The sequence below is a fragment of the Streptomyces sp. OfavH-34-F genome (genome assembly GCF_022347745.1).
Classification (GTDB): domain Bacteria; phylum Actinomycetota; class Actinomycetes; order Streptomycetales; family Streptomycetaceae; genus Streptomyces.
On sequence record NZ_JAKRGC010000024.1, the window covers coordinates 1 to 15,126 of the forward strand.

The window sequence follows — 15,126 nt, forward strand, 5'->3', positions numbered from 1 at the left end:
ACGACGGGCCGGCCGGTGCCGTGGTCCTCGTAGTACAGCTCGATGTCGGTGGAGTTCTCCTGGCCGACGGTGATGAACGTCATGATGATGCTGCCTTTCGGTGAAGAAGATGCCCCTCGCGGAGGGGTACAGGGAGTGGAGAGATGGGGCGCGGGGTCAGCGGACGGTGCGGGCGGCCTTCTCGACGATGCGGGTGACGGCGTCGGGGCGGGAGACGGATACGGCGTGCGAGGCGTTGATCTCGGTGATGTGTGCGTGGGCGCGGGCCGACATGAAGCGCTGGGCGGCCACGGGGATGTTCTTGTCCTGCGTGGTGACCAGCGACCACGAGGGGATCGTCTTCCAGGCCGCCTCGGTGGACTTCTCCTCCAGCGCGGCGGCGGCCACGGGGCGCTGTCCGGCGGCCATGAGGCGTGCCTGGTCCTTGGGCACGTCGGCGGCGAACTGCTTGCGGAAAACCTCGGGCCGGATGTAGACGTCTGCGCCCTGACTGCCGTCGGGCAGCGTGTAGTTGACCTGCTCGACCGCCTCGCCCAGGGTGCTGCCGGGGAACTTGTTCGTCAGCCCGATCGAGCTCTCGCCCCGGTCGGGCAGGAACGCCGCGATGTACACGAGCGCCTTGACCTTGTCCTCCAGCCCGGCAGCGGCCTGACTCATGACGGTGCCCCCGTAGGAGTGGCCGACCAGGACCACGGGCCCCTCGACATGCCGGATCACGCTGCGCAGGTAGGCGGCGTCACTCGCCGGGCCGCGCAGCGGGTTGGCGGCGGCCACCACCGGGTAGCCCGCCCGCCGCAGCCGCTCCACCACACCGTCCCAGCTCCCGGCATCCGCGAACGCACCGTGCTCCAGCACAATCGTCGGCCGCACCTGGGGGCGGTCCGCAGCACCGGCCGCACCGGGAAGAGCCACGGCCGCAGCGGACAGCGCGGTCACGGCGGCGGCCGTGCTGAGCAGGGTGGTACGGCGGCTGGGGCGGGACGGTCGGGTGATACGCATGGCGAAGATCCTGTTCGTCGGGGCACAGCTGTGCCCTAGCGGTTGGGGGGTGGTTCTACGTGAGGTGGAGGCGGTACCAGGGCGGTGTGGGCCCGGACGAAGACCGCAGGGTCGTGCAGCGGTGCCTGCGGGCCGCCGGGTGTGAGGGCCGGTGGCGGCGCGGGCCCGCGGAGAGGCCGCTGGGCGGATGGAGGTGGCTTCGGCCACCCTCGCTTCGGCTCGGGCGCATGCCCGGCACATCGCGCCGGACGCGGCTGCGATGCGTTCAACGGCGGTTTCTGCACCCGGCGGTGCGGGTCATTGACCCGTCCACCGCGGCTCGTCGTTCAGCTGGTGATGGTCTGGGCTGCGAACAGCCAGCGCTGCTTCTCGAGTTCGGCGGTGATCGCGATCAGCAGGTCCTGGGTGACCGGGTCGGCGTTCTCGGTGGCGTCGATGCGCTCGCGCAGCCGTACGGCGGCGGCGCCCAGGGCCTCGGTCATCAGCTCGACGACGTCGTCGTCGCGTGTCCAGCCGGCCTCGGGGCCGGGCAGCGCGAACCCTGCAGCGACTGTTGCCGGCCGGCCGTCGGGTGCGACGCCGAGCGTCGCGGCCCGTTCGGCGACGGTGTCGGCGGCTTCGCGTGTCGCTGTCACCAACTCGTCGACCTGCAGGTGGACGGAGCGGAACCGGGGGCCCACGACATTCCAGTGCACCTGCTTCCCGATCAGTGAAAGTCCGAGCAGATCCACGAGGGTGTCCTGCAGCGCACTCCCGACGGCCTGACCGGCCGGCTGGGGGATCGTGCGCTTCACGGTGGTCATGAGCGGGTCTCCTTGCACATCTCTTCGGCGGTGGGGACGACAGTCGTCACGCGTTCCGCCGGTGGGTTCGGGCGGTGTGGGTCAGGCGGTGTGGAGCGCGGTGCGCAGGGTGGCGACGGCCAGCGTGATCGCGCCCTCGGCGGCGTGGGTGCCGCGCAGGGCGTTGAGCATCACGAAGTCGTGGATGACGCCCTGGAATCGGACGGCGGTGACGGAGACGCCGGCCTGACGGAGCTTGTTGGCGTAGGCCTCGCCCTCGTCGCGCAGGACGTCGGCCTCGCCGGTGATGACGAGGGCCGGGGGCAGGCCGGTGAGCTGGTCGGTGGTGGCGCGCAGCGGGGAGGCGGTGATCTGGGCGCGGTCCGCTTCGTCGGTGGTGTACTGGTCCCAGAACCACTGCATGCCGTCGCGGCGCAGGAAGTAGCCCTCGGCGAACTGGTGGTAGGAGGCGGTGTCGAAGTTCGCGTCGGTGACCGGGTAGAACAGCACCTGCTGGACGAGCGGGATGCCGCCGCGCTCCTTGGCCATGAGCGTCAGGGCCGCGGTCATGTTGCCGCCCACCGAGTCGCCGGCGACGGCGATGCGCGTGGCGTCCAGGCCCTTGCCGGCGCCCTCCGCGACGATCCACTGGGCGACCGCGTAGTTCTGCTCGATGGCGACGGGGTAGCGGGCCTCGGGCGAGAGGTCGTACTCGGGGAAGACCACCGCGGCGTTCGCTCCGACGGCCAGTTCCCGCACGAGGCGGTCGTGGGTGTGGGCGTTGCCGAAGACCCAGCCCGCGCCGTGGATGTAGAGGATGACCGGCAGGGTGGCCTCGGCGCCGGCGGGCTTGACGATGCGGGCCCGGACGCTGCCGGTGGGGCCGCCGGAGACGGTGATCCACTCCTCGTCGATCAGCGGCTTGTCGATCTCGCCCGACTGCACCTCGTTCACGGCCTGGCGGCCCTCGGCCGGCGGCAGGTCGAAGAGGTAGGGCGGGTTCGCGGTCGCTGCGGCGAACTCCGCAGCAGCGGCTTCGAGGACCGGAACGGACGGCTTGTGAACAGACATGGGAAGGAACCTCCAAGGTTGATCTGTGGTGGGTGTGCCGGTCTATCCGGCGGGGCGAAACGAATCCGGCAGTCACAGGCATCTGTGGGCCGCCCCTCGCTCATCACGCTAGAACGGCCATGCGGGGGAGCCTGACCATCCCTTGACCACCAGCGCACTGGTGCTGAACCGACAGCGCCTGGAGCGGCGGGCAGGGTGATCGAGACGCGGAAACCTCCGGAGTCGAGCTGTGGTGGGTGTGTCGGGCGGGCCAACAAGAAAAAGACTAGCAGGCGATTACATCGTGCACAAGGTAAACGGGCTCCAGGTATTCGCATGGCGTGGGTGACGGCGATCCGCGATGCCGAGCAGGTGGGGTACCGACTTCGGGAGTAGGCGGGGTGCTCGGTCGTGGCGTCCGAGGACGTCGTCCAAGAGGTGGCCGGCCCCGTCCCCGGGGAGGCGGTGGAGTACCGGCTCCGAGAGGAGGGCGACGCCGCCCCGGTGTGGATGGGCAGCGGCTTCGCGGCGGTCGGGCTGGCCGAGGGCGCGGTCCTCGATGAGGAGGGCAAGGAGACGGCCCGGCGGCTGATGGCGGGGTGCAATCCGCAGACCGGGGCCTGGCTGATCCGTACGCGGACGTCCGCCCGCGCGCACCCGCTGGTGAAGCTGACTACGGCCCGCCTGGTGGAGGCGATCGAGGCGCCCGCCGAGGAGTGCGGTGTCGCGGCCGCGGATCTGCTGGGGGGCAAGCCGAAGCAGCAGAAGGTCCTCGCGCAGCAGCAGCGCATGGTGCACCGCCAGGGCGACCGGCACCGGATGCAGGTAGGCACCCTGCACAAGCTCGCCCGCGCCGTCATGCTCGGCATGCCCAAGAGCGACAGCGTCCTCGCCGGGCTGCTGCCCGACGCCGACAGCCAGGAGTACCGCGACCTGGTGCACCAGGTGAAGACGGAGACGATCCGCGAGGTCGAACGGTGGGTCGGGTACGCGGTCGGCTCCGAGAACGGGCGGCCGGTCCGGCTCGCCACCGGCGGGCTGCTCGCGTGGTCGGTCGAGCACCAGTCAGCCCGGCCGATGGGCGACGGGCAGCCCGGCGACCCGCACCTCCACCTCCACGTCACGATCGCCAACCTGGCGCTCTGCGAGGACGGCGAGTGGCGGTCGATCGCGAACTTGGGGCAGGACCTGCACCGGCACGCGTCCGCTGCCGATGCCCACTTCAAAGCCCGCATTCGAGCCCTGACGTTCCAGTGGTACGGCGTACGGCGAGAGCAGGTCGAGCGGACCGGCGCGTGGGAGGTCGAGGGCGTCCCCGAGGCGGTGCGCGACCTGTACTCGCGGCGGCATGGCCGGATCGTGGAGATGACGGGTGACGAGGCCGGGCGCCAGGAGCGCGACCGTGCGGCCGCAGAGAGTCTGCGCGCCAAGCACGCGGCCGACGCCACCACCATGCGGTCGAGTTGGCGGCAGCGTGCCGAGGAGGCCAGGGTCGACGTCGACGCGATGGTCGCGGCCGCCGCCCTGGGGCCGGCCCCGCGCTCGACGGCCCCGGCGGACCGCGGATTTCCCCGCCGTCCGACCTCGCCCAGATCGTCTTCAACGCGACGAACGGGCTCGCCGCGAGCAACAAGACCTTCAGCCGCGCGCAGCTGCTCGCCGCAGTCGGCAACGCCCTGCCCTACGGGCTGGACACGGGCGACGTCGGCCACCTGGACCAGCTCGCCGACGACGTCCTGGACGTGGCCGGGTACGCGGTGCGGGCGCCGGACTACGGCTCGACCGTGATGACGTCGACCGCCCGCTACACCACCCAGGACATCCTGGACGCCGAGGCGTACGTCCGGGGCCAGGCGCTCACCCGCCACGGCGAGGGCGCGACCGCGCTGACGGCCGATCAGGCGGCGCCCGCCGTCGACCTCTTCGAGGTCGCGGTCGGCTTCGAGCTGTCCGAGGAGCAGCGGGCGGCGGTGAACCGGCTGCTGACCGGCGGGCACGGCGTCGACACCGTCGTCGGCGTCGCCGGGGCGAGCAAGAGAACGCTGATGGAGGCGTGCCGGATCGGGTGGGACGCGACCGGCACGACGTACTCGGGGGCGTGCCTGAGCGCGGTGGGCGCCCAGCAGCTCGCCCAGGCGTCCGGCATCCCCGCTCGCACGGTGGCTTCTTGGGTCCAGCAGATCCGCCGCGCAGCCGGCGCCCTCGGCACCGAGCGCACGTACGCGCTGCCGGGCGGGGAGCGGCTTACGCTCTCCGAGGGCGACGCCGTACGCGTACGCGCCAACGACTACAGGTCGAAGAGCGAGCAGGGACCGGACCTTCTGAACGGGTACCGGGCCGTTGTCTCCGAGATCACCGAGGACGGGCGGGTCGAGGTGACGTGGCGGACTCGCGAGCGCGGGCAGGACGACAGCTATGTGTCCGCATGGCTGATGCCGGCCCAGATCGCGGGCGGGGCCCTGTCGCTGGGGTACGCGATGACGATCGCCGCCTCGCAGGGCATGACGTGCGACACCTCGCTCATGTACGGGCACGGTGCGAACGCGTTCGCCGCCTACCCCGGGCTGACCAGGGGCAAGAAGGAGAACCACCTCTGGCTGCCGCTCGCGGTGATCGAGTCGGAGGAGACCCGGGCGCGGCTCGTACGGAGAGGGAACGCCTGGGGCGCGCCGTCGACGCCTATGCGCACTTCCTCGGGCAGGCCCGGCCGGACAGCACGGTCTCCGACCTGTTCGACCAGCCTCCGGCGCCTGTGGTGAGCCCGCGCGAGTACCGGCTGAACAAGGAGCAGACGCAGCGCCTGGCCGAGAGGAAGGACGAGCGGGAGCGCGCCGGCATCCAGCCTTGGAACGCCCGTCCGGCGGCGCCAGCAACCGCCAGCTCGCCCAGCTCGTCGCGACCGAGCGGGACATCGAGGTCGAGGAGCACGCGGCCGCCGCCGCCGACGCAGCGGCTCGCGCCCTGGCCGTGCGGCCGGAGGCCGACCAGGAAGCCGGGCAGAGCCGCGGACACCGGGAGACCGCCCCGATCTACGTGCTGCTGGACCAGGCCGACGAGCACCTCGTCGCCGCCCGCGCCGCACAGGCCCGGGAGGCTGCGGCTGCCAAGGTTGCCGCTGCCGCCGACGAGCACCTGCGCGTACTCGCCCACTCCGAGAATAAGGGGCGGCTCGCTCTGCGTCTGGCCGGCACATCCCGCAAGGAGCATCGCGAGCTGACCCAGCAGGCCCAGCCGACCGCGCCGCCGGGTGGAGAGATGCCGCCGACGCCCGGACGGACGCCAACCGGGCCGCCGAGGCCGCATGGTCGACCGTACGGGACAGCCCCTACGCCGGTCCCCTGCAGGCGACCCCGCACCAGGTGCCGGACGTCGACACCCTCGCCGCCCGGCTCACCGAGATGCGCGAGACCCTGGTGCCCGCCCGCGCCCAGCAGATCGACACCGGAGACCAGAAGCAGCTCTCCCGCCTTCACGGCGAAGCGGCCAGGGCCCGGGAGGCCGCGACGACGTACCGTCAGATCTCCACCGAGGCCCGCACCGAGCAAGCTCTCCGGGCCCGGCTCGCGGACCGGCATCCGGAGCTCCACCAGACCGAAGTGCAGGCCCGCGCTCGGGTCCAGCAGGCGGAGCGGGGCCGCGCCGAACGCATCCGGCAGCAGAACCAGAGCAGCTACCGACCGCCCACACAGACCAATCGCCCAAGCCCCTCCCGGCGCCTCTGACGAGGCGAGGCCCAGTCCGGCTGGATAGCCGGATCTACGATTCCGAACCGGATCACCTTCACCTTCGACGAGCCGAGTTCCGCCTCCAAGCCAGGGCCCCAAGGAAGGAATCCGCAGGTCGGCACCTCGAAAACGTTACGAGGGAATGCCCAGCCCCTCGGGCGCACCCGATCTAAAGGGCACTGAAAGGCATTCAGCCCCCTGAGAGGGGCAAGAAAGGCGCCCCGCGTGGTGTAACGTCTTGAATTAACGCCAGCCCCCCTCGGGTTACGCGGTGAGACGCACGTGCTCTCACCCAGGAGGGAGGTGGTGCAGGTGACCGGCGACGGCAACCCTCAGGAAGAGGGCCCCAAGCCGGTGCGGACCAGGCTTCTGAAGCGTGCGGTCGAGGTAGCTCGACTCATCGCGGGACTGGCACAGGCGGCGTACTACACGCTGAAGACCTTGCGAGACCTGTAGAAGCGCTGATGGGCCCGCCCTCGCGAGGGGCGGACCCATCAGACTGAGTCCCCACCGACGTGGACCCCGCTCCCCTAGGCCAGGCGACGCGGGGTCCACCTATGTCGTGGACCTGAAGCTGAGCCACCAACTTTCGTTGGGCTCGCTGGTTGAAGACTAGCACCTCCCAATTATTTAGCGAAGCAGGAAACAAAAAATTTCAATATTTCGCGAGAGCCTCGTATTGGTGATCCGCGAGTGAAAATTTTTTGCCCTCGTATTTCGCGGAACTGCACTGCAAAATTTACAACCTCTTTGAAGATTGACGATCACTGATGGTGATTACGTCTTCCAATGCTCATCAGTGATGCTCATCAGTGATGCGCATCATGACCGCATCTGATGCGCATCACTGATGCCCGGCCGGGCTGCCGCCCGGCCGGGCAGAGGAAGTGCAAGTGGTGATCGTGAACCGCTTGGCGGGTATCGATTCCCCACGGCTTCGTGCCGTCGGCCAGCCAAAGAGTCGCCTGGTTTACCGGTCAGCGCGAGTCCTTGACCGACTCGTTGACCGGGTTGACTCCCCGGAGTGTCCGGACACTCCGGAGACGTGTCCGGACACTCCGGGGACGCGGTGTCCGACGACGGGTACCCCCCGTCCGACGACGTGTCGGACGACGGGACGGCTGCATCCGCTCCGGGTACGGCTGCATCCGCTTCGGCGACGGCTGCATCCGCTCCGGGTACGGCTGCATCCGCTTCGGCGACGGCTGCATCCGCTCCGGGTACGGCTGCATCCGCTTCGGCGACGGCTGCATCCGCTCCGGGTATGGCTGCATCCGCTTCGGCGACGGCTGCATCCGCTCCGGGTACGGCTGCATCCGCTTCGGCGACGGCTGCATCCGCTCCGGGTATGGCTGCATCCGCTTCGGCGACGGCTGCATCCGCTCCGGGTATGGCTGCATCCGCCTCGGCGACGACTCCATCCGCTCCAGGCGCGGGTACCCGTCGTCGGACACGGCCTACCCGTCGTCGGACGGGGGGTACCCGTCGTCCGACGGGGGGGGTACCCGGAGTGTCCGGACACGTCTCCGGAGTGTCCGGACACTCCGGGGAGTCAACCCGGTCAACGAGTCGGTCAAGGACTCGCGCTGACCGGTAAACCAGGCGACTCTTTGGCTGGCCGACGGCACGAAGCCGTGGGGAATCGATACCCGCCAAGCGGTTCACGATCACCACTTGCACTTCCTCTGCCCGGCCGGGCGGCAGCCCGGCCGGGCATCAGTGATGCGCATCAGATGCGGTCATGATGCGCATCGCGGCAGTCAGATGCGCATCACTGATGGTCGGTGAAGCGGCGGTCCGAGAGGTTACAGAGCGTCAACTAGTTACGTATAAAAGGGTGACGAGCCTGGCAGCCCGTCGGTGTCAAATGCTGCCTGGCCTGGGCCCAGCTGATCCCGTCTGGGCGGCCTTTTATTAGTGCTCCATGATCCCCCGGCCACAGGTGTGCGCCTTTTCAATCAGGAGCTAGTGCGCACTCAGTTTGGGGCGGGCCATAGACCGGTGCCACATGCCTCGGTTACAGGCCGATGCCCTCGGTGGCGGTGTCCTCCCAGCGTTCGCCCTCGTCGACGTACTCCCAGAAGACGGGGCTGTTGGCGGCCCAGCCGCCCTGCTTGCGGAGCTTCTCGGCCCGCTTGCCGCGCTTCCGGCCAGTGCTGACCAGGCCGCGGCGGGCGGAGTGCCCAGTGAGTTTCACGTCCAGGCCCGCGCGCTCGGCGGCACGGGTGATGGCCAGGCGGCAGCCGTCCGGCCCGAGTCGCCGGGTGCCGAGGCGGCCCTTCTGATCGACGGGTAGGAAGGCCGGCCCCGTGGTGAGACCTGCGGCCTCCTTCCAGGCCAGCCAGCAGCGGACCGGGCAGGTGTCGGGGTTCTCGCCGTAGGCAACCGCGACGTCGCGGGGCGGGCGGCCCTTGACGGAGGGGACGTGCACCTCTAGCCCTTCGGCTACCTGGGTGATGCCCTCGGTGTCGAGCGAGGAGACCTCCTCGGAGCGCCCGGCGATGCCGAACGCCAGCGTCGCCAGCGCCCGGTCGCGCAGCCGAGCCAGCTCGGGCAGCTCCTGGGTGCCGCGCCGGCGGCCGACCTCCGGCTGCGGACGGGCCGGGGTCGCGGTGTTCATCGCCTTCAGGTGCGCAGGGGTGGCAGCGATCGCCTTCCCGCGGCCGCGCGCGGCCCGTGCCGGGTCCAGTTTCATCGGCTTGAGCGCCTCGCGGGCGGCCTTCGTCGCCTGCTTCGGGACCTCGGTGCCGCGCCGACGGGCGGTGACGGTCACGCCGGTGATCCTGCGGTCGATGGTGGCCGGCGCCGCTGTCTTCATCTCGTCGAGCCAGACGACGAAGGCGACCAGGGTTCCCTTGGTGACCGCGGTCAGCGGCAGCGTGTGGCCGGTCTGCCCGGCGAGCCAATCGTGGAACTCGGTCCACAGCTCCCAGTCGCGGGCGTAAGAGGTGCGGGTCTTCTTGGGCCGGGCATCCGCCAGGTGCTCGTCGGCACCCTGGTCGAGCGCGGCGAGCACGGCGGCCGTCGCGCTGTCGTACGTCTCGACGGCCCCTGTCCCCGTCTCGTTGGCCGACAGGAGTTCGGCCTCGATGACGTTGTCGGCGTGCTGCAGTTCCGCGGTCATCCGGGGCCCTTCGCTTGACGGGCGGTCATGTCCGTTTTGCCGCCTCGGATATCGCATCTTATCCAAGCCGGTTCGCCGGTACGCTCTCCGGCATGACCACCGCACCCCGCCCCCGCTTCTCCGTACGCCTCGGCCTCTCCCAGACAGTCGACGAGGCTCCGTACGACGGCGTCCCTGAACACCTGCTTGAACCCTTGCGGCAATGGGTGGGGAACAACTTCACCGAGTACGACCCCGACGCAACCGCTCTCTGCCTGCAGCTGCGTATGCCTGTGGGGACGAACACGACCGCACGCAGCCGACTCATCTCCACCAACGACTGGGAACTTCTCGACGTCGTAGACGCCATCCTCGGTTACACGGGCGAGGACGGTTGGGACGGCCGAGACAAGGACCGCACGCTGGCCCGGCTGTTGGACATAGCCGGATCCGCCTACCAGGTCAACGAGGACGGCGACGGCCTGGAAGAACGCATCACCCCAGCGGTCCGCGACGCCGTGAGCCAAACCGTCACCGACTCGGAAGCCAAGCCCAACGCCGGGTCGGCTGCCGAGCATCTTTCGACCGCCTGGCGCACTGCCTACGGGCTCCACCCGGATCCGGTGCGGGCGTACAGCGAAGCCATCAAGGCCGTCGAATGCGCGGCCCACTCCGTCATCCAGCCGAACGACGGCCGGGCCACCCTCGGCACCATGCTGGGCGAGATCCGCAATGCGCGACCCAAGTTCAGAACCGCCTTGTCCACCCCAGCCAGCGGCGACCCCATCGCACCCGTCGAAGCGATGATGCGCGCCCTGTGGGACGGGCAGACCTCCCGGCACGGCAAGCAAACGGTCACCGTGCCGGAGACCTTGGAAGCAGCCCGGGCAGGGGTCCACCTCGCCGCCGCCCTCGTGCAGTGGTTCGCGTCCGGTGCTGTAGCCCGTACCCCTTGACCCTGAGCCTCAGCAGCTCAGTCGTCTTCCTGTGGGCCTGCCTTGGCCACGCCATTGACCGGATCCTCTGTGGGCGTCAGCTGTGCCGACGCCCACAGACTGCTCATCGGCGCACGTTCACCGTGATCTGAACTCCACCAGCAGCGAGTGCAGCCGCAGCGATGCTGCTGACTGCTGTCGCTCCTGATGAGTGCCCGGTCAAGGCCAGCAGCGTGCCTGCCGCGATTCCAGCAGCAGCGACGACCCCAGTAAGCCATCCCGCAGCACGTCTCTGACCCTGTCGTACCTCTGAGGTACCTTCGGTCTGAGTCAACGGTTCTCCCATCTCTTCATGGCGGTAGGAGCCCGACGACAACGAGAGGGAGACCTCGGGCTGCGGCGCGGCCTCGACAGCAATGTGCCGCATTCCAGGTCTCCCTTCGTCATGCGAAGGGCGTCTTTCGACGCCCTGAACTTACGGCACGCGACCGACAACCGCCGGGCACTCCAAGGGGGTTGTCGCGCCTTACCCGGACCGAACCCACGGGTTGAGGGGCTCAACCGCGCGCATTATGCGCACGGCTCCGACAACTGCGGAACATTCAGAGTCTGCGCAGGTCAAACGCGTGTCAGCCTGTGGATAACCGAAACATGATTCACACAGGAGCCCAGCGGCTATGTGACTGAGATCACTTGATCCATTCTTGGTCTGCGCTGTCAGTCATGCGGTGTTGCAACACCTTCAGTGCCAACAACCCGGTACCGCGCGCTACGAGTCCTACGGTGATCATCGTGACCAACCGTCGCGCCCTTGACGCGGGTCCGCCCGCAAGGCGGCCCTCAAGGCCGTCTGCGCGCCCGGCGGCGACGTGCCGTCGCGGGTGATGGCGGACGTCGGCCCGGTACCGACGGCACCGGAGTCGGCCACGGTCAGCAGGTTCGAGTCCGCCCCGGCTCGACGCCGGCCCGCCGTCCTCCTTTCGCGTGCGCCTGCGGAACTGCGGACGGCGGGCCCGCTCCCGGGGTTGCGCCCGGCAGGTCCGCCGGACGGATGCCCCCGACTGGCCGCCGTATAGTCTTTCTTGTAATGAGACGACACGATTTGTTCGGACGCCGGCGGTTCGGGCCTGGTGAGTGAAGGAGCAGGTGGGGCCGGGTGACCGACGCGGGCGGTGAGGGGTTCGGGCCCCTGTTGCGGCAGTGGCGGTTGGAGGCGTCTCTGACGATCGAGGCGCTCGCCGAGGCGTCGGGGGTGAGTGTCCGCGGGATCGGTGATCTCGAACGAGGGCGGCGGGCGACGCCGCAGCGAGGAACGGTCGCCGCGCTGGCGGACGGGCTGGGGCTGGGCGAGGCGGAGCGCGAACGTCTGCTGGCTGCCGCCCGGGCCGGCCGGCAGCCCCGCCCGAGCACGGCGGGTGTGTGCGCTTTCCCGCGCGGTATCGACCACTTCGTGGGCCGCGAGGCCGAGCTGGCACGGCTGACGGCACTGGCCGAGCAGCCCGCCTCGGGGCAGCCGGTGGTCGTGGCACTGCCCGGGCCCCCGGGGACGGGCAAGACCACCCTGGCCCTGCACGCCGCTCGCATGCTTGCCGACCGCTTTCCCGACGCGCAGCTCATGGTCGACCTGCGCGGCATGGACGACGCCCCACCGGCCCCGGCCGAGCTGATGCTCCGTGCCCTGAAGGGCCTGGGGGTACCGGACCGGGACCTGGCCAAGGCCGGCCCGCAGGGCCACCCGGAGCTGTACCGGCAGACGCTGGCCGAACGACGCTGCCTGCTCGTCCTGGACAACGCCCGCGACGAAGCACAGGTCCGCCCGCTCCTGCCGAGCGCCGGTGCCGGCATGGTGATCATCACCAGCCGGAGGATGCTCACCGGCCTGGAGAGCGTTCACCGCCTCCCCCTCGGTGAGCTTTCACCCGCCGAATCCGCCGTGTTCCTCACGTCCCTGGTCGGACAGGAGCGCGCGGACGCCGACCCGGACGCGCTCGCCGAGGTCGCGCAGCGGTGTGCGCATCTCCCGCTCGCCCTGCGTGTGGCGGGGAACTGGCTGGCCACCCGTACCGGCTGGACCGTGCGCCGCCTCGCCGACCGCCTGGCACTCGAAGAGCGCCGCCTGGACACCCTGACCGCCGGTGACCTGCATCTCTCGGCAGCCTTCGACCTGTCCTACCGCCAGCTCACCCCCAAAGCAGCCCGCCTCTTCCGGCTGCTGTCCGTGGTCGACGGCCCCGATGTGGACGCCGCCGGCGCCGCCCAGCTGATGGGCCGGCCGCCGTTCGACACGGAGGACACCCTCGAAGAACTGGTCGAGAGCGGACTGCTGGGCACCGACCGGGACCGCTACCGCTTCCACGACCTGCTGCGTCTGTACGCCCGAAACCGGCTGCGGGCCGACGAGCCCGACGGGACCGCCGAGGCGGCCCGGTCGGCACTGCACCGCTGGCTGCTCGAAACCGCGGTCGTGGCCGGGCGCTGGTACGAACCCGACCACGGCGCCCCGCCCCCCACCTGGCAGGGCATCGTCGACCTGTCCACCGCCGAACACGCCCGCCAGTGGCTCCAGGCCGAAGGCGACAACTGGCTCGCCGCCCTGCGCGCGGCCGCCGCGGCAGGACAGCACGCCACCGTCGTGGAGGTTGCCGAGGCCCTGCACTGGTTCTCCGACCAGTGGATGTTCTGGGGGCACTGGCCCGAAGTCTTCCGAACCGCCGTCCACAGCGCCCAGGCCCTGGGGGATCCGCTCGCCGAAGCCACCCAACTGAACTACCACGCCTGGGCCCTGCTGATGTGCGAGGGCCGCCCGCGCGACAGCGTTGAGCGCTCCGCCCAGGCACTCGCCGCCGCCCGGCGCGCCGAACACCTCCCGCAGCAGGGGTGGGCCTATTACTACAGCGCCTGGGCCCTCGGACTGCTGGGCGACTATGCCGGGGCGGCGCGACACAACCGCGAGGCAGCCACACTCTTCGAGACCGTCGGTGACGTCCACGGCACCCTCCAGGCCATGAGCAACCACTCCGACTACCTTTCCCTGGCCGGCCGGCAGGAGGAAGCCATCCTGGAAATCCAGCGCACGCTGACCTTCCTCGATCAGGCCGGCGACCGCATCGAACCGCATATCGCCGCGTTCTCCCGTGCGAGGCTGCAGATGAAAATCGGTTTCGCCCACTCCGCCCTGGAGAACTGGTCCGAGGCGGCCGTCCACCTGCGCGCCGCCTTGGACCTCTGGAGGGACAGCGCCAACCCCGGCCCGGAGGGCCAAGCCCTGGTCCGGCTCGGCGACGCCCTGCTGGCCGCCGGCCGCCGCGACGAGGCCCGCACCGCCTTCACCCGGGCCGTCTCCCTCGGCACGGCGACCGACCCCACCAGCCTCACCGCCGCCCGCGCTCGCCTCGACGACCTCCGCACGACCGGAACCGAGTAGGCCGAACCCAGGTCCTGCCACCGGCAGTACGACCTGAGGTCACGGGGTCCTGGGAGGCCGAAGCGCTCCTACGCCAGGAAAGAGGCCCCCGGAGTCAGCACGGGTGCCGGTGCAGGGCGACGTGCACGGTGTCGAGCACCTGGACGAGGGCCGCGCGGGCAGCGACGGTCTCGCGCAGCGGATCGAGCACCATGAAGCCGTGGACCGTTCCGTGGTAGCGCATGGAGACCACAGCGACACCGGCCGCCCGGAGTTTCTCCGCGTAGGCCTCACCCTCGTCGCGCAGCACGTCGGCCTCACTGGTGACCACCAACGCCTGCGGAAGCCCGGCGAGTTGGTCGAGGGTCGCCCGCAGCGGCGACGCGGTGACTTCGCCGCGCTGCCCGGCATCGGGCAGGTACTGGTCCCAGAACCAGCGCATGGTCTCGCGGCCGAGGAAGTAGCCCTCGGCGAAGTACTCGTAAGAGGGGGTGTCGAAGTCGGCGTCGGTGACCGGGCACAGCAGCACCTGTTGCAGCAGCCGTACTCCGCCGCGTTCCTTGGCCAGCAGGGTCAGCGCCGCCACCAGATTGCCGCCGGCCGATTCGCCCACCGCGGCCATCCGGCTCCCGTCCAGACCGATCTCGGCCCCTCGCTCGAAGATCCACCGCGCGGCCGCGTAGCACTGCTCGACGGCGACCGGGTACCGGGCCTCGGGCGCACGCTCGTATTCGACGAAGACCACGGCCGCGTCCGTACCGAGGGCGAACTCGCGCACCAGGCGCTCATGAGTGCCCGCGTCGCCCAGGACCCAGCCCAGGCCGTGCAGGAACAGGACGACGGGGATTTGGCCGACGCTGTCGGCGGGCTTGACCACCTTCACCCGTACGTGGCCGGTCGGCCCGCCGGGCAGTGCGAACCACTCCTCGGAGACATCCTGTCCGTTGAGGGAGCCGCTTCCATCGACAGAGCCGACCCCGCCTTGCAAACGGGTCAGATCCAGACGGGCCTGTTCCGGGCCCGCGCCGCGCGTTGACGGCGGGCAGGTATGGCTGTTGACGAACGCCCGGATCGAAGGATCCAGGACAGGAATCCGAGAGGGCGAGGGGATGCAGCCGGTCACACGGTC

Annotated in this window: 12 protein-coding genes; 6 read left to right on the plus strand and 6 right to left on the minus strand. The window is 70.2% G+C overall.

The annotated features are described in order from the left end of the window. Positions 1-156 precede the first annotated feature (156 nt). The 3 genes from MHW47_RS07040 to MHW47_RS07050 form a co-directional block, all read right to left on the minus strand. Positions 157-999, minus strand: coding sequence for an alpha/beta fold hydrolase (locus MHW47_RS07040; protein ID WP_239221760.1), 843 nt, complete (start codon positions 997-999; stop codon positions 157-159). Between the two features lie 326 nt (positions 1,000-1,325). Continuing rightward, positions 1,326-1,802: a Dps family protein gene (locus MHW47_RS07045; protein ID WP_239221761.1), complete on the minus strand. Its 477-nt coding sequence runs from the start codon at positions 1,800-1,802 to the stop codon at positions 1,326-1,328. Positions 1,803-1,883: 81 nt separating this feature from the next. Next, positions 1,884-2,852, minus strand: a complete 969-nt coding sequence (locus tag MHW47_RS07050) for an alpha/beta hydrolase (protein WP_239221762.1) — start codon at positions 2,850-2,852, stop codon at positions 1,884-1,886. Positions 2,853-3,242: 390 nt separating this feature from the next. Between MHW47_RS07050 and mobF the strand changes: the two genes are divergently transcribed. Beyond that, entirely contained in the window at positions 3,243-4,619 is a 1,377-nt protein-coding gene (gene mobF / locus MHW47_RS07055) for a MobF family relaxase (protein WP_239221763.1), read from the plus strand. After that, positions 4,619-5,590, plus strand: a complete 972-nt coding sequence (locus MHW47_RS07060; protein WP_239221791.1) for an AAA family ATPase — start codon at positions 4,619-4,621, stop codon at positions 5,588-5,590. The genes mobF and MHW47_RS07060 overlap by 1 nt, the downstream gene beginning before the upstream one ends. On the opposite strand, the gene MHW47_RS07065 is transcribed toward MHW47_RS07060, so the two are convergent. Next, a complete protein-coding gene (locus MHW47_RS07065) occupies positions 5,511-5,981 on the minus strand; it encodes a hypothetical protein (protein ID WP_239221764.1) in 471 nt (156 codons plus the stop codon). The genes MHW47_RS07060 and MHW47_RS07065 overlap by 80 nt on opposite strands. Positions 5,982-6,190: 209 nt before the next feature. On the opposite strand from MHW47_RS07065, the gene MHW47_RS07070 reads away from it, so the two are divergent. Both MHW47_RS07070 and MHW47_RS07075 read left to right on the plus strand, forming a co-directional pair. Further along, positions 6,191-6,553 carry a hypothetical protein gene (locus tag MHW47_RS07070; protein ID WP_239221765.1) on the plus strand — a complete coding sequence of 121 codons (363 nt, stop codon included), beginning with the start codon at positions 6,191-6,193 and terminating at the stop codon, positions 6,551-6,553. 306 nt (positions 6,554-6,859) lie between these two features. Next, the gene (locus tag MHW47_RS07075) at positions 6,860-7,012 is read left to right on the plus strand and encodes a hypothetical protein (RefSeq protein WP_239221766.1); all 153 of its coding nucleotides are present in this window, start codon (positions 6,860-6,862) and stop codon (positions 7,010-7,012) included. 1,561 nt (positions 7,013-8,573) lie between these two features. On the opposite strand, the gene MHW47_RS07080 is transcribed toward MHW47_RS07075, so the two are convergent. Further along, complete coding sequence (locus MHW47_RS07080; protein WP_239221767.1) at positions 8,574-9,680, minus strand: hypothetical protein; 1,107 nt, start codon at positions 9,678-9,680, stop codon at positions 8,574-8,576. A 92-nt stretch (positions 9,681-9,772) separates the two neighbouring features. On the opposite strand from MHW47_RS07080, the gene MHW47_RS07085 reads away from it, so the two are divergent. Then, a complete protein-coding gene (locus MHW47_RS07085; RefSeq protein WP_239221768.1) occupies positions 9,773-10,615 on the plus strand; it encodes a hypothetical protein in 843 nt (280 codons plus the stop codon). 1,135 nt (positions 10,616-11,750) lie between these two features. Beyond that, positions 11,751-14,018, plus strand: a complete 2,268-nt coding sequence (locus MHW47_RS07090) for a helix-turn-helix domain-containing protein (protein WP_239221769.1) — start codon at positions 11,751-11,753, stop codon at positions 14,016-14,018. 94 nt (positions 14,019-14,112) lie between these two features. Here the strand turns inward: MHW47_RS07090 and MHW47_RS07095 are convergent, their stop codons facing one another. After that, positions 14,113-14,985 carry an alpha/beta hydrolase gene (locus MHW47_RS07095; RefSeq protein ID WP_239221770.1) on the minus strand — a complete coding sequence of 291 codons (873 nt, stop codon included), beginning with the start codon at positions 14,983-14,985 and terminating at the stop codon, positions 14,113-14,115. Between the last annotated feature and the right edge of the window lie 141 nt (positions 14,986-15,126).

What these genes read in the sequence shown, in the direction of transcription:
- MHW47_RS07040 (WP_239221760.1), bottom strand. Translation starts at nt 999, where the DNA reads ATGCGTATCACCCGACCGTCCCGCCCCAGCCGCCGTACCACCCTGCTC.
- MHW47_RS07045 (WP_239221761.1), bottom strand. Translation starts at nt 1,802, where the DNA reads ATGACCACCGTGAAGCGCACGATCCCCCAGCCGGCCGGTCAGGCCGTC.
- MHW47_RS07050 (WP_239221762.1), bottom strand. Translation starts at nt 2,852, where the DNA reads ATGTCTGTTCACAAGCCGTCCGTTCCGGTCCTCGAAGCCGCTGCTGCG.
- MHW47_RS07060 (WP_239221791.1), top strand. Translation starts at nt 4,619, where the DNA reads ATGACGTCGACCGCCCGCTACACCACCCAGGACATCCTGGACGCCGAG.
- MHW47_RS07080 (WP_239221767.1), bottom strand. Translation starts at nt 9,680, where the DNA reads ATGACCGCGGAACTGCAGCACGCCGACAACGTCATCGAGGCCGAACTC.
- MHW47_RS07085 (WP_239221768.1), top strand. Translation starts at nt 9,773, where the DNA reads ATGACCACCGCACCCCGCCCCCGCTTCTCCGTACGCCTCGGCCTCTCC.